The 17,413-nt window shown below is 62.8% G+C and carries 19 protein-coding genes; 7 read left to right on the plus strand and 12 right to left on the minus strand.

Annotated elements, in window-relative coordinates; all coding sequences use genetic code 11:
- Positions 1-186 precede the first annotated feature (186 nt).
- The 3 genes from AC27VQ_RS11000 to ribH are packed head-to-tail and all read right to left on the minus strand — an operon-like array spanning position 187 to position 2,379.
- Entirely contained in the window at positions 187-1,413 is a 1,227-nt protein-coding gene (locus tag AC27VQ_RS11000; protein WP_488716281.1) for an MFS transporter, read from the minus strand.
- Positions 1,414-1,438: 25 nt separating this feature from the next.
- Positions 1,439-1,921 (minus strand): transcription antitermination factor NusB, encoded by a 483-nt coding sequence (gene nusB / locus AC27VQ_RS11005; protein WP_313522423.1) that lies wholly within the window; start codon positions 1,919-1,921, stop codon positions 1,439-1,441.
- The gene (gene ribH, locus AC27VQ_RS11010; protein ID WP_313522422.1) at positions 1,918-2,379 is read right to left on the minus strand and encodes a 6,7-dimethyl-8-ribityllumazine synthase; all 462 of its coding nucleotides are present in this window, start codon (positions 2,377-2,379) and stop codon (positions 1,918-1,920) included. The genes nusB and ribH overlap by 4 nt, the downstream gene beginning before the upstream one ends.
- 197 nt (positions 2,380-2,576) lie before the next feature.
- Between ribH and AC27VQ_RS11015 the strand changes: the two genes are divergently transcribed.
- On the plus strand, positions 2,577-3,080 hold the full coding sequence (locus tag AC27VQ_RS11015) for a cupin domain-containing protein (protein ID WP_488716282.1): 504 nt from the start codon (positions 2,577-2,579) through the stop codon (positions 3,078-3,080).
- A gap of 4 nt (positions 3,081-3,084) precedes the next feature.
- Here the strand turns inward: AC27VQ_RS11015 and AC27VQ_RS11020 are convergent, their stop codons facing one another.
- From AC27VQ_RS11020 to AC27VQ_RS11055, 8 genes are all read right to left on the minus strand, one after another.
- A complete protein-coding gene (locus AC27VQ_RS11020) occupies positions 3,085-4,221 on the minus strand; it encodes a GGDEF domain-containing protein (RefSeq protein ID WP_488716283.1) in 1,137 nt (378 codons plus the stop codon).
- A 132-nt stretch (positions 4,222-4,353) separates the two neighbouring features.
- Entirely contained in the window at positions 4,354-4,968 is a 615-nt protein-coding gene (locus AC27VQ_RS11025; protein ID WP_314088091.1) for a riboflavin synthase, read from the minus strand.
- On the minus strand, positions 4,968-6,068 hold the full coding sequence (gene ribD, locus AC27VQ_RS11030; RefSeq protein WP_488716284.1) for a bifunctional diaminohydroxyphosphoribosylaminopyrimidine deaminase/5-amino-6-(5-phosphoribosylamino)uracil reductase RibD: 1,101 nt from the start codon (positions 6,066-6,068) through the stop codon (positions 4,968-4,970). Before ribD ends, AC27VQ_RS11025 begins: the two co-directional genes overlap by 1 nt.
- Positions 6,069-6,548, minus strand: coding sequence for a transcriptional regulator NrdR (gene nrdR / locus AC27VQ_RS11035; RefSeq protein ID WP_117369545.1), 480 nt, complete (start codon positions 6,546-6,548; stop codon positions 6,069-6,071).
- Between the two features lie 67 nt (positions 6,549-6,615).
- Positions 6,616-7,914: a serine hydroxymethyltransferase gene (gene glyA / locus AC27VQ_RS11040; RefSeq protein WP_488716285.1), complete on the minus strand. Its 1,299-nt coding sequence runs from the start codon at positions 7,912-7,914 to the stop codon at positions 6,616-6,618.
- Between the two features lie 193 nt (positions 7,915-8,107).
- The gene (locus tag AC27VQ_RS11045) at positions 8,108-9,433 is read right to left on the minus strand and encodes a L,D-transpeptidase family protein (RefSeq protein WP_313522416.1); all 1,326 of its coding nucleotides are present in this window, start codon (positions 9,431-9,433) and stop codon (positions 8,108-8,110) included.
- 318 nt (positions 9,434-9,751) lie between these two features.
- On the minus strand, positions 9,752-10,264 hold the full coding sequence (gene ldtR, locus AC27VQ_RS11050) for a transcriptional regulator LdtR (protein WP_298106054.1): 513 nt from the start codon (positions 10,262-10,264) through the stop codon (positions 9,752-9,754).
- Positions 10,265-10,394: 130 nt separating this feature from the next.
- Positions 10,395-10,832 (minus strand): DUF6163 family protein, encoded by a 438-nt coding sequence (locus tag AC27VQ_RS11055; protein ID WP_313522415.1) that lies wholly within the window; start codon positions 10,830-10,832, stop codon positions 10,395-10,397.
- A 154-nt stretch (positions 10,833-10,986) separates the two neighbouring features.
- On the opposite strand from AC27VQ_RS11055, the gene hemB reads away from it, so the two are divergent.
- The 6 genes from hemB to AC27VQ_RS11085 all read left to right on the plus strand — a co-directional run bounded on the left by hemB (position 10,987) and on the right by AC27VQ_RS11085 (position 15,032).
- Complete coding sequence (gene hemB, locus AC27VQ_RS11060) at positions 10,987-12,003, plus strand: porphobilinogen synthase (protein ID WP_488716286.1); 1,017 nt, start codon at positions 10,987-10,989, stop codon at positions 12,001-12,003.
- A 99-nt stretch (positions 12,004-12,102) separates the two neighbouring features.
- Positions 12,103-12,567, plus strand: coding sequence for an RDD family protein (locus AC27VQ_RS11065; protein ID WP_313522413.1), 465 nt, complete (start codon positions 12,103-12,105; stop codon positions 12,565-12,567).
- 99 nt (positions 12,568-12,666) lie between these two features.
- A complete protein-coding gene (locus tag AC27VQ_RS11070) occupies positions 12,667-13,431 on the plus strand; it encodes an arginyltransferase (protein ID WP_313522412.1) in 765 nt (254 codons plus the stop codon).
- Between the two features lie 18 nt (positions 13,432-13,449).
- Positions 13,450-14,367 carry a DMT family transporter gene (locus AC27VQ_RS11075; protein ID WP_488716287.1) on the plus strand — a complete coding sequence of 306 codons (918 nt, stop codon included), beginning with the start codon at positions 13,450-13,452 and terminating at the stop codon, positions 14,365-14,367.
- Positions 14,368-14,421: 54 nt separating this feature from the next.
- Positions 14,422-14,643 (plus strand): AbrB/MazE/SpoVT family DNA-binding domain-containing protein, encoded by a 222-nt coding sequence (locus tag AC27VQ_RS11080; RefSeq protein WP_421591183.1) that lies wholly within the window; start codon positions 14,422-14,424, stop codon positions 14,641-14,643.
- A complete protein-coding gene (locus AC27VQ_RS11085; protein ID WP_421591184.1) occupies positions 14,640-15,032 on the plus strand; it encodes a type II toxin-antitoxin system death-on-curing family toxin in 393 nt (130 codons plus the stop codon). Before AC27VQ_RS11080 ends, AC27VQ_RS11085 begins: the two co-directional genes overlap by 4 nt.
- On the opposite strand, the gene parC is transcribed toward AC27VQ_RS11085, so the two are convergent.
- Entirely contained in the window at positions 15,033-17,285 is a 2,253-nt protein-coding gene (parC, locus tag AC27VQ_RS11090) for a DNA topoisomerase IV subunit A (RefSeq protein ID WP_488716288.1), read from the minus strand. It abuts the gene before it with no gap.
- Between the last annotated feature and the right edge of the window lie 128 nt (positions 17,286-17,413).

Below are 17,413 nucleotides of genomic sequence, written 5' to 3' on the forward strand. Positions count from 1 at the left end.
TGTCCTCCTAGGAAACCACGGGGTCCTCTCCCCGCAGCCGATATGCGCCCGCTCCTGCTTGCCTCCTCACAAGACAGGGGCCGGCGCGCGGCCAGAGTGCGTTTGCGAATCGGTTGCGTCAAGTCGCCGCACTGCGGCAACCACTTCTAGAAAACGGATTTTTTGGCGGCGACCGATCTGAACCGATTAGACGGTGGCGCGGCGATTGCGGAAAAGCAAAAGCAGGACGAGAGCGAGGCTGATGCCCGTGATCGGCCAGAACAAAAGGTTGATCGTCTGCCAGCCATAGGCGTTGAACACCTTGCCCGAGGAGAACGAGGCGAGCGCCACCGCACCGAACAGGATGATGTCGTGGAAGCCCTGTACCTTGTCGGCCTCGTGCGGCCGGTAGCTGGAAGCGACGATGGCGGTGGCGCCGATGAAACCGAAGTTCCAGCCCACGCCGAGCAGGATCAGCGCCCCCCAGAAGTTCCAGAGTTCGATGCCCGCATGCGCCACAGTCGCGCAGCCCATGAGGATCACGAGACCGGCGGCCACGACCTTTTCCGCGCCGAAACGCTGGATCAGCATGCCGGTGAAGAAGCTCGGCGCGAACATGGCGAGCACGTGCCACTGGATGCCGAGTGTGGCCATTTCCGGCGAGAAGCCGCAGCCGATGACCATGGCAAGCGGCGCGCCGGTCATCATGAAGGTCATCAAGGCATAGGTGGAGATGCCGCAGATCATGCCTGTGAGGAAGCGCTGCGTCAGCACGATCTCGCTGAGCGGCCGGACCGCCTGCCCGCTCGCCACACCCGCCGCCTTATGGTCGGGCAGACGCAGGAACAGGAAAAGCACGATGGCGGAAAGGCAGAGCGGCGCGAGCGCCACGAAGGCGCCGGCAAACAGCACCGGCTCGAACAGATCCTTGGTGAGGATCACCACCTGCGGGCCGAGAATGGCGGAAATGACGCCGCCGGCCAGTATCCACGAGATGGCACGCGGCTTGTAAAAGGAAGGCGAGGCATCGGCGGCCGCAAAGCGGATTTTTTGCGTGAAGCCGCCGGAAATGCCGATCAGCACGAAGCCGGCGGCAAACAACCAGAAATCGCTGCGGAAGAGCGCAATGGCGGCAAGGATACCGCCGGCAGCGCCGATCAGGGCGCCGACGATGAAACCATAGGCACGGCCGAGCATGCGGGCGGCGATCGCCACGAAGACGGCGCCAAGCGCCACGCCGATATTGAAGCCGGTCAGCGGGGCCGTCGCCAGCGACTTGTCCTCGCCGAGCAGGTTGTAGCCGGCGAGCCCGCCGATGGAGAAGGCAATCGGCCCGGCAGACGCCAGCAGCGCCTGCGCAAACATCAAAAGGAAGACATTGCGGCGTGCGGCCGAAAGCTCCCGTTCAAGACCTTCGACCGACCCCGTGCTCATGCGACCTACCGTTACTTGCGTGTGCTTATTTTCGCGCGTCGGGCCGAAGTTGCTTGGCGATCCGGTCCAGCACCGCGTTTACCAGCTTGGGCTCTTCATCCTCGAAGAACGCCTTGGCGATCTCGACATATTCCGTGACGATCACCGCGATCGGCACGTCCTTGCGTTCCTTCAGCTCGAAGGTGCCCGCACGCAGAATGGCGCGCACGGTGGAATCAAGACGCGACAGCGCCCAATCGTCCTGAAGGGCGGTGCCGATCAGCGGATCGAGCAGGCGCTGGTCGCGCACGACGCCCGAGACGATCGAGCGGAACCACGAGGCGTCGGCCTTCAGATAGGTATCGCCGTCGACTTCCTGGCCGAGCCGGTGCGTCTCGTATTCGGCGACGACTTCGAGCACGCCCGAACCGCCGATATCCATCTGGTAGAGCGCCTGCACGGCGGCAAGGCGGGCTGCGCCGCGCTGGTTGGCCGGCTTTACCGGCTGCTGGTCCTTGTCCGTGCTCACTGTTCGCCGCCCAGTTTCTTCTTCAGGTCGATCATCGTCAGCGCCGCGCGGGCGGCAAAGCCACCCTTGTCGCCTTCCGAGCGGCGGGCGCGCGCCCAGGCCTGCTCGTCGTTCTCGACGGTCAGGATGCCGTTGCCGATCGGCAGGCTTTCGCTGACGGCGAGATCCATGAGCGCACGGCTCGATTCATTGGCGACGATATCGAAATGGTAGGTCTCGCCACGGATGACCATGCCGAGCGCGACGAAACCGTCATACCAGGTGCCGCCGTTTTCCATACCGTCCAGCGCCATGGCGACGGCCGCGGGGATTTCGAGCGCGCCCATGACGGTCACGATATCATAGGTGGCACCGGCGGCATCGAGCGCGCCCTTGGCGCCGTCGAGCATCGCATCGGCCATGTCGTCGTAGAAGCGTGCCTCGACGATGAGGAGATGGGGATTATCGGTGTTGGCCATGAGTCACCTGAAATTTGGAGGCAGGCCACGCAAATGCGGGCGGAAGCGGGGTCAAACCACGACGGGCCGGGCTTGGCAAGAGTTTTCCACCGGATGCGGCCATTTGAGCCCTCCCCGCCGCGCGCCACGTGACCGCCCGGCATTGACACCGCAGAACAAAATGGGAACAATGCGCCATTGTCAAGAGGAAGACAGGAATGAGCACAGAAACACCGCCCATCGTCACGCTTGCCAAACTGAAGTTGGAGCACTGGACGCAGGGCAGTCTCTATGAAAGCACCGACACGGCCTTCGGCAAGGCGCTCGGTCTGAAGAACCTCGGCATCGGCTACAGCGAGGTGCCGCCGGGCAAGTCCAGCTGTCCGTTCCACAACCACCATGTCGAGGACGAGCTTTTCGTCATCCTGGAAGGTCACGGCACCTATCGTTTCGGCGAGGAGCGGCACCTGATCGGCCCCGGCGATGTGCTGGGCGCGCCGGCCGGCGGACCGGAGACGGCGCACCAGATCATCAATACCGGTACGGTTCCGCTGAAATATCTCGCCATCTCCTCGATGGCCGCGACCGAGATCTGCGAATATCCGGATTCGGGGAAGTTCCTGGCAAAGACCCGCCCGGCCACCGGCGGCCCGACGAATTTCACCAGCATCCGCCGCTATGGCGAGGAGGTCGACTACTGGGAGGGCGAACCCGGCGCGTGAGACCTCAGGCGGCGAGCGAGACGCGATTGCGGCCAGCACGCTTTGCCGCATAGAGCGCCTTGTCGGCGTTGCTGAGCAGGCTGTCGAAGCTGACGCCGTCATCGCGGCCGAAGGCGATGCCGGCGCTCACCGTGCAGGTGATGCTGCGCCGGCCGATCGGGATGAGCTTTGCCACAAAGTCCATGCGGATGCGCTCGGCGGCGCGCTGGGCGCGATCCGGCAGGGTGCGATCCAGCACGACGATGAACTCCTCGCCGCCGAGGCGGGCCATGCAGGCCGCATCGCCGCAGGCGTCACGCAGGACGTCGGCAAAGATCTTCAGCACCACGTCGCCCGCGGCGTGGCCGTAGCGGTCGTTGACGGATTTGAAATTGTCGAGGTCGAAGGCGATGGCCGCCATATGCGGGGTCACGGCTTGTGCGTCGTAGCGATCGAACAGCGCGCGGCGGTTCAACAGCCCGGTCAGCGCATCCGTCATGGCGGCGCGATGATGATTGCCGGCAACGCGCCACTGGTTGAGCGCCAGCGACATGGCACCGATGCCGGTAATGCCCATGATCGCCACGATCAGATTGAGGTTTTCGGCCCAATTGTCGGGCGCATGGCCCATCACCCATTTGCCGTCATGGATGAGCACGCCCGCACACAGCAGGAAGGACAGCGCCGTCAACAGGTAGAGGATCACGATGCCGGTCAGCGGTAAGGGCGCTTCCGCCCTGCCCCACCAATATTCACGGGCGGTCGCCACGAGGCAGGCCGTGATCAGCAGGTTGAGCGCGATGAAGGCAAGGCCGTCATAACCGCCGACAAGCCATGGCAGGGACATCGCCGCGCAGGCGGCACACACGCCGATGATGCGCCGGCGCCCGCTCTGACCCGTGCGGAAGCGATAAGCCGCGCCGTAAATGAAGGAAAAGCCGAGGAACTGCAGCAGGAAGGCCAGGCAGCCGACAGTAACGCTCGGGCGCTCGATGTAGAGGCTGTAGATCACCACCGCCGGCACGATGCAGCCGATACCGATGGACCACGAGAGCAGGAAACGCTCGACCTTCGCCGAAAGCCAGGAGGCAAAAAGCGTTGCCGACAGGCAAAAGCCTGCAAGGCCGATGGCGAGTAACAATGTATTGTAGTCAGGCGCCATCCTCGAGGCCTCCAGCAGTCCAATGAGCGGACACTAGAAGCCGAGAGGTATCGATATCGTTACCGTGACAGTCGCAAACGCCGCCCCCTGCCGTTCCGATTTGGAACGGTCCGGGCGGGAGTCACGCGCCGGTCACGCCTTGGCGGGAAATTCCGCAAGCCGCGCCGCATAACGCGCCATCGTGTCCACTTCGAAATTGACGAAATCGCCGGCCTTGCGCTCGCCCCAGGTCGTAACTTCAAGCGTATGGCGGATAAGAAGCACGTCGAAAACCGCACCGTCGACGGCATTCACGGTCAATGACGTGCCATCGAGCGCGACGGAGCCCTTCGGCGCGACGAATCGCTCCAGCCCTTCGGGTGCGCGAATGCGGAAGCGCGTCGCGTCGCCCTCGGCCTCGACGGAGAGGATTTCGGCCTTGCCATCAACATGACCGGAGACGATGTGGCCGCCAAGCTCGTCGCCGATCTTCAGCGAGCGCTCGAGATTGATCTTCGTGCCGGCCTTCCAGCCGGCAATCGTCGTCAGGCGCAGCGCTTCTTCCCAGGCCTCGACCTCGAACCAGCGGGCATTGGCGCCCTCTTCCGGCAGGGCCGTGACGGTGAGGCAGGTGCCGGAATGGGCGATGGACGCGCCCATGTCGATCGTCGCCGGATCATAGTTCGTGCGCACGCGCAGCCGAACCCCCTCATTCATGGGCTCGACCTTCTCGACCGTTCCAATATCCGTGACAATGCCTGTGAACATCACTCGTCTCTTTCGTATTCTTCAAAAATATCCGCGCCGTAGCGCGCCGTGCCGCGCAGCGAAAAGCCCGCCGGCATCTGCCCGGACACACATGGGGATGCGACCCCGCCCGTGCCAAGGGTGACTGCGCCGTTGAATAGCAGGATGCGATCGACAAGTCCCGCATCGAGGAAAGATTGCGCCGTGCGCGCGCCACCCTCGACAAGCAGGGAGGAAATTCCGCGCGTGGCAAGTGCGGTCAGCAGCGCCTCGAGCCGGCGCGGATCGCAGATCAGAACCTCGACGCCGAGCGCCTCCAGTGCATCCTGTCGGGCGGCAAAAGCGGGATCGTCCTTGCCATCCTTCGCCGCCACCACGATGACCGGCACCATCCGCGCCGTCTGCGCGAGTTTCGATATGGGTGGCAGTTCCAGCCGCGGATCGAGCACGATGCGCACGGGGGACCGCTTTTCAAGCCCCGGCAGCCGGCAGGTCAATTCAGGATCGTCAGCGAGCGCGGTACCGATGCCGACGAGGATCGCATCCGTTTCGGCGCGCAGCACATGCACCTGGCCGCGCGACACCGGGCCTGTAATCGCCACCTGCCCCGTGCCCAGCCGGCCGAGCATGCCATCGGCGGAAACGGCAAGTTTCAGAGTCACATAAGGCCGCTTCTTCGTCTGTCGGGTCAGATAAGCGGCGAGCGCCGCCGTGCCTTCCCTCTCCAAGAGGCCGGTCTCCACGACGATGTCGGCATCGCGCAGCATGGACAGCCCCCTGCCAGCGACGCGCTCGTCCGGATCGGTCATGGCGACGACGACGCGGGCAACGCCGGAGGCGATAAGCGCATCGGCGCAGGGCGGCGTCTTGCCATGGTGCGAGCAGGGTTCAAGCGTGACATAGGCCGTGGCGCCGCGCGCAGCATCGCCGGCCATGGCCAGCGCCTGCGTTTCCGCATGCGGCCGGCCACCCGGCGCCGTTACGGCAGAACCGACGATCACGCCGTCCTTGACGATAAGGCAAGCGACGGAAGGATTGGTGGATGTCAGGCCGAGATTGCGGCGGCAGAGGCGGATCGCCGTTGCCATGAAGCGTTCGTCGCTGGACACGACGCCCGACATCTAGCCGTCAGCGCCCGGATCACGGGCGATCTTGGCGGCGACTTCGGAGAGAATCTTTTCGAAGTCGTCGACATGGGAAAAGTCGCGATAGACAGACGCGTAGCGCACGAAGGCCACATCATCGAGCGCCTTCAAGGCTTCCAGCACCTGAAGGCCGATCTCTTCGGAAGAGATTTCCGTCTCGCCGGAGCTTTCCAACCGGCGGACGATGCCCGAGACCGCGCGTTCGATACGGTCCCGGTCGACGGGCCGCTTGCGAAGCGCGATCTCGAAGGATTTCAGGAGCTTGTCGCGATCGAAGGGGGCCTTGCGGCCCGTCTTCTTGGCAACCATAAGCTCCCGCAGCTGCACCCGCTCGAAGGTCGTGAACCGCCCCCCGCAATCCGGGCAGATGCGTCGGCGGCGAATGGCGGCCCCGTCCTCTGCGGGACGGGAATCCTTCACCTGCGTATCTTCCGAACCGCAATAGGGGCAGCGCATGAACTATCCTTGTTTTACGCGGTTCCAGACGGAAAACCGCGCGACACTTTTCCTGGAACCGCTATCCTTACAGATAGGGGTACATCGGGAAGCGGTCCGTCAGCTTGACGACCTTTTCCCGGACGGCGGCTTCAACGGCCGCATTGCCCTCGTCGGAATTGGCGACCTTCAGGCCATCGAGAACCTCGACGATCAGGTTGCCGATTTCCTTGAATTCGGCTTCCTTGAAGCCGCGGGTCGTGCCGGCAGGCGTGCCGAGACGGACACCGGAGGTGACGAAGGGCTTTTCGGGGTCGAACGGGATGCCGTTCTTGTTGCAGGTGACATAGGCGCGGCCAAGGGCTGCTTCCGCACGCTTGCCGGTCGCGTTCTTCTTGCGAAGGTCGACGAGCATCAGGTGGTTGTCGGTACCGCCCGAAACGATGTCGAGGCCGCCGGCCTTCAACGTTTCGGCGAGCGTCTTGGCGTTCTTGACGACCTGCGCAGCATAGTCCTGGAATTCGGGCTGCAACGCCTCACCGAAGGCAACGGCCTTGGCGGCGATGATGTGCATCAGCGGGCCACCCTGAAGACCCGGGAAGACGGCCGAGTTGATCTTCTTGGCGATATCCTCGTCGTTCGTCAGAACGACGCCGCCGCGCGGGCCGCGGAGCGACTTGTGCGTGGTGGTCGTGGCAACGTGGCAATGCGGGAACGGCGACGGATGCTGGCCACCGGCGACGAGGCCGGCAATGTGGGCCATGTCGACCATGAGGTACGCGCCGACTTCATCGGCGATCTCGCGGAAGCGCTTCCAGTCCCAGATGCGGGAATAGGCGGTGCCGCCGGCGATGATGAGCTTCGGCTTGTTCTTGCGGGCCTTCTCGGCGACATCGTCCATGTCGAGCAGATGGTCGCCTTCACGCACGCCGTAGGACACGACGTTGAACCACTTGCCGGACATATTGACCGGCGAACCGTGCGTCAGGTGGCCGCCCGAGTTCAGGTCGAGGCCCATGAAGGTATCGCCCGGCTGCAGCAGCGCGAGGAAGACGGCCTGGTTCATCTGCGAACCGGAGTTCGGCTGAACGTTGGCGAAGTTGACGCCGAACAGCTTCTTGGCGCGCTCGATGGCGAGTTCTTCGGCGATATCGACGAACTGGCAGCCGCCATAGTAGCGCTTGCCCGGATAGCCCTCGGCATACTTGTTCGTCATGATCGAGCCCTGGGCCTCGAGCACGGCGCGCGAAACGATATTTTCGGACGCGATCAGCTCGATTTCATGGCGCTGGCGACCGAGTTCCTTCTGGATCGAGCCGAAAATGTCCGGGTCGGTATCGGCAAGGGAACGCGTGAAGAAAACTTCGGTGGCGGAAGACTGGCTCATCCTCGAGGCTCCTTAAGGGTGGGTGGCACGGTGTTTATCGTCCTCGCATGGCAAGGGCAATATCCGCTCCACGGTTTGCGCCATTTCCGCGCGTGTTATGCGATAAAAACGACAAGGTGCCCGGGGCCGGAAAAACAAAGGCCCCGCATTCCCTGGGGAATGCGGGGCCTTTGAAAAAGTCAGACAAATCGCCTTATTGCGGCAGAAGGTCCTCGTCCGGCGAGCCGGCCGGCTTTTCCGTGCCGATGCCGCTCTGGAGCGCCAGTTCGGTCGCGCCGTCCATCTGGTAGATATCGTCGCGGAACTGGACGACGCGGTCGCGGGCCGACCAGGCCGAGATATAGACGAAATAGACCGGAACCTCGACGGCCAGTTTGATCGGCGTGTTGACGCGCGTGTTGATGACCTGCTCGATCTGCCCGCGCGACCAGCCGGGCGTATCGCGCAGCAGCCAGGTCGTGAGGTCGCGCACGTTCTGCACGCGCACGCAGCCGGACGATTCGAAGCGCATCAGCTTGTTGAACAGGCCCTGCTGAGGCGTGTCGTGCATGTATTCGTTGTTCGGGTTGTGGAAGTTGATCTTCGTCGAGGACATGGCGTTGATCTTGCCCGGGTCCTGGCGGAACATCAGATTCGGCGCCTTTTCGGCGTTCCAGTCAACCGTTTCCGGCGCTACTTCCTGGCCCTTGCCGTCGATCAGGCGGATGTTGTTGCGCGCCAGATAGGTTGGGTCCTTGCGCATCAGCGGCACGATGTCCTTTTCGACGATCGAGCGCGGTGCGGTCCAGTAGGGGTTGAGGGTGACGTCGTAGATCTTGGAATTCAGGATATGCGTCGGACGGCTGAGGCGGCCGACCACGGCGACGTGACGCGACACGACGCGGCCGTTCTCCACCGCCTCGATATAGGCGGCCGGAATGTTCACCATGACATAGCGCTGGCCGAGATCGCCCGACATGGTCTGCAGACGCACCTGATTGGTGTTCAGTTGGGCAAGGCGGGTCGTGGCAGGCACGTTCATCGCCTTCAGCGTATATTCGCCGAGCACACCGTCCTGCGGCAGGCCGTGGCGGGCCTGGAAGCGCTTGACCGCGCCATCGACGTAGGAATCGAAGGAATTGGACACGCCCGCGGAACGCGAAAGGTCACCGGAAATGATCAGGCGCTGACGCAGCGCCTGCACGGCGGGATCGACCACGCCGAGTTCCAGCTTCACGCTGGAGCTGACCTGCGGCCAGCCACCGCTGGACACGATCTGCTGGTAATCGGAAATCGCCTGTTGGATATTCGGGATCGCGCCGGAGCCGAGGATCGGATTGTTGGACTGAACGCCGGCGGAGGAACGCGACGCCTGGGCATCGAACTGATCGTCCCAGTTGCCGCGGCGGGGAGCATTGAGGACATCGTCAAGGGCCGTCTGGGCCAGCACGGGGCCAGCAACGGCGGCAGCGCCGAAAGTTGCAGCGGAGCGCAGGAATGCGCGGCGCGAGAACACATCAATTCCGGTTTTGCGAGACATCTATCCTACCATCTCCTGAAACGCCGTTCAAAGCGGCGGGTGCGCCTGGGCACATGACCCAAGGTCCATACCCGATGCAGCTATCATGAACAGGGTTAACAAACGCAAACCGGCCCTGCCGCCCGCGCATACCTTAAGCCCAGCGTCCGGGTGTCACAGCAATATGGCCAATTCGTGTCTCAGCGCCTTTCGCAGGACGGGAAGCCCATGGAAACACACGAAGATGTGAGGTCCAGCCCGCTGATCGTGAACGGCAAAAGCCGGACGCGCAGGGAACGCGGCCGGCTTTTATGGAGGAGGTCGAAAGGATGTCCGGGATTACAGGCGATAGAGGATCGAGTCGTTCCAGAAGCGGTCGAGACGCTGGAGCAGCTTGTTCATCTGGTTGAACTCGCCTTCGCCGATGCCGCCGACCTTCTGGATCGAGCCGATATGGCGCTCATAGAGCTTGGCGACGGTCTCGGCGATGTCCTGGCCGCTTTCCGTCAGGCTGATGCGGACCGAACGACGGTCGATGCGCGAACGCTGGTGGTTGATGAAGCCGAGGTCGACCAGCTTCTTGACGTTATAGGAGACGTTCGAGCCGAGGTAATACCCGCGCGAGCGCAGCTCGCCGGCGGTCAGTTCGGAATTGCCGATGTTGAAGAGGAGCAGCGCCTGAACGGCGTTGACATCGGAGCGACCGGCGCGGTCGAACTCGTCCTTGATGACGTCGAGCAGACGGCGGTGCAGACGCTCGACGAGGTGGAGGGATTCCAGATAGAGGTTGCGGATCGCATCTTCCTGCGGATCGACGACCGGGGCCTGCTGCGGCTTCATCTTGGTGTTCATCGTTACTGCCTCACTGTTTTGTTTGGCGGTGTGGTTTGTTTTCCCGCCTTGAGTGAGAACCTAACGAATGCATCTAAAATTCTACTTAAACCGCAGGCTTAACAGCGCCTTACCGAAAGGCGACCCTGTCTCAGGGTGAATCAGTTCTTACCGAACGGGCCTGTCTGCGGCGCTCGATGAAGAGCGCGATGCGGAAAAGAACGAACAAAACGGCGATCGCGATATGCAGAAGAACCAGCGTCCGGTCGATACCGAAAATCGAGGGATAGACCTCGTGCATGGCCACTTCCGTCGCCGCTGCGACCAGCCAGATGACCGGCCCCCAGGAGACGAGAAGCCAGAGGCCCACGGCCGCCACGGGGAAGAGCACGGCCAGTGCCGTATAGGCCGCCTTCCAGGCCGGCGGCAGCAGATCGAAACGGCCCTGGCCATTAAACGAGAAGCCGGTGAGCATCGCCCAGTACTGCAGGGCAAACCACAGCGAGCCGATCGCCGCGAGCCGCAGGAACAGCACGAACAGCATTTCGATGAGGCTTGGCCTCGGGCCTTTGGCAGAATCAGCAACCATACGGCTGACAGTAAGGGCAAGACGGGCCGGCATAAAGGCCGCAGGCGCCCTCCTGCACGGCCATATGCCGCAGTCCCCCTCACCGCTCGCGATTTGATTGCCGGAATGAGCGTGATATGAGGCGCAGATTAGATCGCGTAAGGGAAATGGCATCATGACCGGCAGCAGGCACATTGTCGACGATATCACCGGCGGCCGCCGCATGCGGCGCAACCGGAAAGCCGACTGGACACGCCGCCTCGTGCAGGAAAACCGCCTGACGGTAGACGACCTCATCTGGCCGGTCTTCGTCGTGCCCGGCGAGAATGTTGTCGATCCCGTCGCTGCCATGCCCGGCGTCAACCGCATGAGCATCGACAAGCTGGTGGAAACCGCAAAGGAAGCCGCCGATCTCGGCATTCCCGCCATCGCCACCTTCCCGAATATCGAGATGAGCCTGCGTGACGAAACGGGTTCGCACTGTCTCGTGTCCAACAATCTCATCAACGAAGCGACGCGCGCCATCAAGAAGGCCGTGCCCAATATCGGCGTCATCACCGATGTCGCGCTCGATCCCTTCACCAGCCACGGCCATGACGGCGTGCTGCGCGGCGATGTCATCGTCAACGACGAGACGGTGGATCTGGTGGCCAAGGCCGCCGTGCTCCAGGCCGATGCCGGCTCCGACATCATCGCGCCGTCGGAAATGATGGACGGCCGCATCGGCGCCATCCGTCATGCGCTGGACGCCGCGGGGCACCAGAATGTCGGCATCATGTCCTATGCCACGAAATTTGCCTCCGCCTTCTACGGCCCCTATCGCGACGCGATCGGCACCGGCGGCCTGCTGAAGGGCGACAAGAAGACCTATTACATCGACCCTGCCAACGGCACCGAGGCGATCCGCGACGCGGCCCTCGACGTCGAGGAAGGCGCCGACATGCTGATGGTCAAGCCCGGCCTGCCCTATCTCGATATCTGCTGGCGCATGAAGGAAGCCTTCGGCCTGCCCGTCTTCGCCTACCAGGTCTCCGGCGAATACAGCCAGATCAAAGCCGCCGCGCTGAACGGTTGGATTGATGGCGAACGTGTGATGCTGGAAACGTTGCTCGCCTTCAAGCGCGCCGGCTGCGACGGCATTCTCACGTATTTCGCGATGGACGTGGCACGGTATCTGGCGAAGAAGGGCTGACCGGGAGACGTTGCCGTCCCATCCCCGCTCTCCGGCGCCCGTTGTTTTCCCTAAAAACATCCCCATATGTCTCGCATGTTCCACCACGGAGACAGGCAGATGAGCGCTGATTTCAACGAAACGCGGGTTCCGACGACGGACTGGCAGGCCTATCGCGGCGTGCTGTCGCGGCGGATTTTTGCGTTTCTGATCGATTACGCGATCGTCGCGCTTCTCTGGATTCCAGCCGCCGTCATCGTCTTCTTCCTGGGCATCCTGACCCTCGGCCTCGGCTTCTTCCTTTACCCCGCTCTCTTCGCCATCGTCGCCATGCTCTATTTCGGCCTGACGATGGGCGGGCCTTCACAGGCGAGTGCGGGCATGAACGTGATGGGCCTTGCGCTCGCTCGCGTCGATGGCCGCCCGGTGGATTTCCTGACCGCGATCGTGCATCTCGTGCTGTTCTGGATCGGCAATGCCGTGCTCACGCCGTTCATCGTGCTCGTCGGCCTGTTCACCGACCGTGGCCGCCTGCTGCATGACCTGCTGCTGGGCACCGTCGTGGTTCGCCGCGACCGCTACTGATGAGCGGGCGCGGGCGAATTCCTCTAGTTGACCTTTTTTTGAACTAGGCCATGCTATTGGCATTACGTGTCACAAAGCGATGGAGTCGCCTCACGGCCGATGAATACGCAGGCAACACCCTCTCCGCAGTTCTATCTGACCGCGCCTGCGGCCTGTCCCTACCTGCCGCAGGAGATGGAAAGGAAGGTGTTTACCCATCTGGTGGGTGAACGGGCGCCGGAACTCAACGATCTCCTGACCCAGGGCGGCTTCCGCCGCTCGCAGAACATCGCCTACCGCCCCGCCTGCGAAAGCTGCCGCGCCTGCATTTCCGTCCGCATCCTCGTCAACGAGTTTCAGCCGCGCCGCTCGATGCGCCGGGTGCTGGCGACGAATGCCGATCTCATCGCGCACGAATACCCTGCCGAGCCTTCGAGCGAGCAATACAGCCTCTTCCGTCACTATCTCGACGCCCGCCACCAGAAGGGCGGCATGTCTGATATGTCCGTGCTCGACTATGCGATGATGGTGGAGGACACGCACGTCAACACCAAGATCGTCGAATACCGCAAGCGCGAGGAAGGCTCCGGCCTGCAGGAGCGTCCGCAGGGCGAACTGCTCGCCGTGGCGCTGACCGATCGCATGGGCGACGGCCTGTCGATGGTCTATTCCTTCTACAATCCGGAGCTTGCCGACCGTTCCTTCGGTACCTTCATGATCCTCGACCACATCAGGCGCGCCAAGGCGCTCGGCCTGCCGCATGTCTATCTCGGCTATTGGGTCAAGGGATCGCGCAAAATGGACTATAAAACAAAGTTTTTGCCGCAGGAGCATCTGATGCCGCGCGGCTGGGAACGCTATGATGAGCAAGATACTGCCTCTTAGCATCGATTCGGTCCCATCGTGTCCCAGACAAGCGATCCCGCCCTTCACCGCAAGGGTCTTCTCATTACCGCCATCGGCGGCCTTGCCCTCTCCTTCGACATCCCGCTGATCCGCTCCGCCCAAGGCGAAGTCTGGTCAGTGCTGGCGACGCGCAGCATCGCGACCTTCGTGATGGCGATTCTCGCCTGGTCCGTGCTGCGTTTCGCACTCGGCAAGCGCGTCGCGCTGGTGCCCGGGCCGATGGGCCTGTTCATCGGCCTGCTCTATGGCATCAACTCGCTGACCTTCATGCTGGCGGTGTTCAACACCTCCACGGCCAATGTCGTGTTCATCCTCGCCTTCACGTCGATGTTCGCGGCAATCCTCTCCTGGATCTTCCTCGGCGAGCGCCCCTCGAACGCGACGCTGGTCACCATGGCGGCCATGGTCGCGGGCGTTGCGCTGATCGTGCATGACGGCTTGGAAAGCGGAAACTTCTTCGGCGACGCCATGGCGGCCTCATCGGCCTTCCTGCTCGCTTCCGCCATTACGCTCAGCCGCCGCAGCGGTCTCGACATGGGCTTCGTGCCGCTCATCACCGCGATCTTTCCCGGCATCGCCGCGTTGATCCTGCTGCCCGACACCGGCTTCCAGATCGCAGCCCCCGGCTTCATCCTGTTCAACGGGCTCATCATGATCCCGCTCGCCTTCTTCTGCCTGGCCACCGGTCCGCGTTATCTCTCGGCGCCGGAAGTCGGCATGTTCTACCTGCTGGAAACCGTTCTCGCGCCCATCTGGGTCTGGATCGTCTTTGCCGAAACGCCCACCACCCAGACCCTCATCGGCGGCTCCATCCTCATCCTTGCTTTGCTTGCCCATTCCCTCTGGCAAATGCGCTCAAAGGCCCGCGCCGTCCGGGAAGGCGACACAGCTACGGAGTTCCCGTTTACGGGGTGAGGCTTGAGATCGGCCCCACGCGATGTTATAACTCAGTTATAACGGAGCAAGGCCATGAATATCACCATTCGCAAGATCGGCAATTCTGAAGGCATCATCATCCCGAAGGACGTCCTCGACCGCATGGGCGTCAAGGCGGGGGATGAACTGACGTTGAAGGAAGAAAGCGGTCAAATTCAGCTTATTCCCCAGAACGCCGATCTGGCGGAACAACTCAGGGCCGCCCGCATGGGTATGGAAAAGTATCGCGTCGCCCTCCGCGAACTCGCCAAATGAGTGACATCAAGTGGCTGACCCGCCAAGCTGTTGAGGTCATGCACGAAGAACAGATTCTTGAGCACGGCGGGCTTGGCGGGCTCAAAGACGAGAACGCTCTGGAGGCAGCTCTCGCCCGCCCGCTCAACAAGGCAGCATATAGCATGCCGGACCTTTTCGAATTGGCGGCCGCTTATCTTTACGGCATCGTGCGCAATCATCCCTTCTCTGACGGGAACAAGCGCACCGGCTTTCTTGCCGCGTTTACATTCCTGATCCTCAACGGCTTCCTGATCGAAGCGTCGCAAGCCGATGTCATCGCTTTCGTCCTCGCCGTCGCCGCAGGCGAGATCGATGAGGAGGGCGCGACGCGCTTCCTGCGCGACGTCAGCGTCCCCTATTCCGGCTGATCAGCCGCTGAATTTGCCGCTTCTCGGAAACCCCTTCGGCACCGTGCGGCCTGCCGTCGCGCGGTCGGCGAGCCATTCGGCGAGTTCTTCCTTCGTGCGCACGAAGTTGCGGCCGGCGCTGTCGTCCCAGGTGAGGCCGTCGGCGATGGCGAAGCAGCGCAGGTCGGAGATGCCGCCGTCCTTGTAGCGCTGGAGGCGAACGCCCTTGCCGCGTGACATTTCCGGCAGCTGCGCCAGCGGGAAGACCAGCATCTTGCGGTTTTCGCCGACGACCGCGACGTGGTCGCCACGCACCGGCACCACGAGTTTGGCTTCGTCGGGCATGCCGACATTCATCACCTGCTTGCCCTTGCGGGTATTGGCGACCATCTCGGTTTCCGCAACGACGAAGCCGTTGCCGGCCTGCGAGGCGATGACGACCTTGCGATGCGGATCGTGCACGAAAGCGGTCAGCACGTCCTGATCGTTTTCCATGTCGACCATGATGCGCAGCGGCTCGCCGTGGCCACGGCCGCCCGGCAGCTTGTCCGCGCCAAGTGTGTAGACTTTGCCGCCCGTCGTCACGATCAGCACCTTGTCCGTCGTCTGCGCCGGGAAAGCGACGTTCAGCGCATCGCCTTCCTTGAACTGGAGGCCGGATGTATCGGCGATATGGCCCTTCAGCGCGCGGATCCAGCCCTTTTCCGAGATGACGACCGTCACCGGCTCCTTCTCGATCATCGCCTGCTGGATCGCCTCGATATCGGCTTCCGGGGCGCTGGCGAACTGGGTGCGGCGGCGGCCGAGTTCGGTCGCCTTGGCAAACTTCTTGCGAACCTCGCCGATCTCCCAGGCGACGGTCTGCCACTGCTTCTCGTCCGAGGCCAGCAGCGACTCGATCTCGGCCTTCTCCTTCGACAGGCTGTCGAATTCCGTGCGGATTTCGAATTCCTCAAGCTTGCGCAGCGAGCGCAGGCGCATGTTGAGGATCGCTTCGGCCTGCACATCCGTCAGCGAGAAGGTTTCCATGAGGGAGACCTTCGGCTCGTCCTCCTCGCGGATGATGCGGATCACCTCGTCGAGGTTGAGATAGGCGATGAGGTAACCGCCGAGGATTTCGAGGCGGCGGTCTATGGCGGCAAGGCGGTGGCGCGAGCGGCGCTGCAGGACCTCGCGGCGGTGCGCGAGCCATTCGACCAGCACCTCCTTGAGGCTCATGACCTTCGGCACGCGCCCCATCGAGAGCACGTTCATGTTGAGCGGAATGCGGCTTTCCAGCTCGGAGAGCTTGAAAAGCGATTCCATCAGGATCGTCGGATCGACCGTGCGGCTCTTCGGCACCAGCACGATGCGCACGTCCTCGGCCGACTCGTCTCTGATGTCTTCGAGCAGCGGCAGCTTGCGGGCGATGAGCAGCTCGGCGATCTTCTCGATCAGGCGCGATTTCTGCACCTGATAGGGAATTTCGGTGATGACGATCTGGTAGCCGCCACGGCCGAGATCCTCTGTCTGCCATTTCGAGCGCACGCGGAAACCGCCGCGCCCCGTCCGGTAGGCTTCGATGATGCTTTCGCGGCTGTCGATGATGATGCCGCCGGTCGGCAGGTCCGGGCCCTGCACGAACTCGACCAGCTTTTCCACCTCGGCATCCGGATTGCGGATGAGGTGAAGTGCTGCATCGCACAGTTCATGCACATTGTGCGAGGGAATGGACGTCGCCATGCCCACGGCGATGCCCGAAGAACCGTTCGCAAGCAGGTTCGGGAAGGCGCCGGGCAGGACGACCGGCTCCTCGTCTTCCTCGTTGTAGGTCAGGCGGAAATCCACCGCGTCCTGATCGATGCCGTCGAGCAGCAGCGTCGCGACGTCGGTCATGCGCGCTTCGGTGTATCGGTAGGCGGCGGCGTTGTCGCCGTCGATATTGCCGAAATTCCCCTGCCCGTCGACGATCGGATAACGCTGCGAGAAATCCTGCGCGAGGCGCACCAGCGCGTCATAGACCGACTGGTCACCGTGCGGGTGGAACTTACCGATGACGTCGCCGACGATACGCGCGCATTTCTTGAAGGACGAATTGGCGCGAATGCCCATTTCGCTCATCGCGTGGATGATGCGGCGGTGAACCGGCTTCAGGCCGTCGCGCACATCCGGCAGCGCGCGCTGCGTGATGGTCGAGAGCGCATAGGCAAGGTAGCGCTCTTCCAGCGCCGCCTTGAGGTCGACCGGCAGGATATTGTCGTCTCCGCCATCCGGCGGCAAAGTGTTTTGTCCCATGCGACTTGACTAGCCTCTAGACCGATTCGCGGCAAGGAATCCGGGCGATTGCGCTGTGGATAGCAGTTTGTAAAGCCTGTCGCGAATATGCCGCCGAAGCGCCAGAATTCTATAGAAAGTTGCGCGCG

Source organism: Shinella sp. 20P9.1.1, from assembly GCF_057798995.1.

Coding starts and splice junctions, on each gene's coding strand:
- nrdR (WP_117369545.1), bottom strand. CDS start 6,548: ATGCGCTGCCCCTATTGCGGTTCGGAAGATACGCAGGTGAAGGATTCC.
- AC27VQ_RS11065 (WP_313522413.1), top strand. CDS start 12,103: ATGAGCGCTGATTTCAACGAAACGCGGGTTCCGACGACGGACTGGCAG.
- AC27VQ_RS11020 (WP_488716283.1), bottom strand. CDS start 4,221: ATGGCGCCTGACTACAATACATTGTTACTCGCCATCGGCCTTGCAGGC.
- ribH (WP_313522422.1), bottom strand. CDS start 2,379: ATGGCCAACACCGATAATCCCCATCTCCTCATCGTCGAGGCACGCTTC.
- ribD (WP_488716284.1), bottom strand. CDS start 6,068: ATGTCGGGCGTCGTGTCCAGCGACGAACGCTTCATGGCAACGGCGATC.
- ldtR (WP_298106054.1), bottom strand. CDS start 10,264: ATGAACACCAAGATGAAGCCGCAGCAGGCCCCGGTCGTCGATCCGCAG.
- hemB (WP_488716286.1), top strand. CDS start 10,987: ATGACCGGCAGCAGGCACATTGTCGACGATATCACCGGCGGCCGCCGC.
- AC27VQ_RS11015 (WP_488716282.1), top strand. CDS start 2,577: ATGAGCACAGAAACACCGCCCATCGTCACGCTTGCCAAACTGAAGTTG.
- AC27VQ_RS11055 (WP_313522415.1), bottom strand. CDS start 10,832: ATGGTTGCTGATTCTGCCAAAGGCCCGAGGCCAAGCCTCATCGAAATG.
- AC27VQ_RS11080 (WP_421591183.1), top strand. CDS start 14,422: ATGAATATCACCATTCGCAAGATCGGCAATTCTGAAGGCATCATCATC.
- AC27VQ_RS11085 (WP_421591184.1), top strand. CDS start 14,640: ATGAGTGACATCAAGTGGCTGACCCGCCAAGCTGTTGAGGTCATGCAC.
- AC27VQ_RS11070 (WP_313522412.1), top strand. CDS start 12,667: ATGAATACGCAGGCAACACCCTCTCCGCAGTTCTATCTGACCGCGCCT.
- AC27VQ_RS11000 (WP_488716281.1), bottom strand. CDS start 1,413: ATGAGCACGGGGTCGGTCGAAGGTCTTGAACGGGAGCTTTCGGCCGCA.
- AC27VQ_RS11045 (WP_313522416.1), bottom strand. CDS start 9,433: ATGTCTCGCAAAACCGGAATTGATGTGTTCTCGCGCCGCGCATTCCTG.
- parC (WP_488716288.1), bottom strand. CDS start 17,285: ATGGGACAAAACACTTTGCCGCCGGATGGCGGAGACGACAATATCCTG.
- glyA (WP_488716285.1), bottom strand. CDS start 7,914: ATGAGCCAGTCTTCCGCCACCGAAGTTTTCTTCACGCGTTCCCTTGCC.
- AC27VQ_RS11025 (WP_314088091.1), bottom strand. CDS start 4,968: ATGTTCACAGGCATTGTCACGGATATTGGAACGGTCGAGAAGGTCGAG.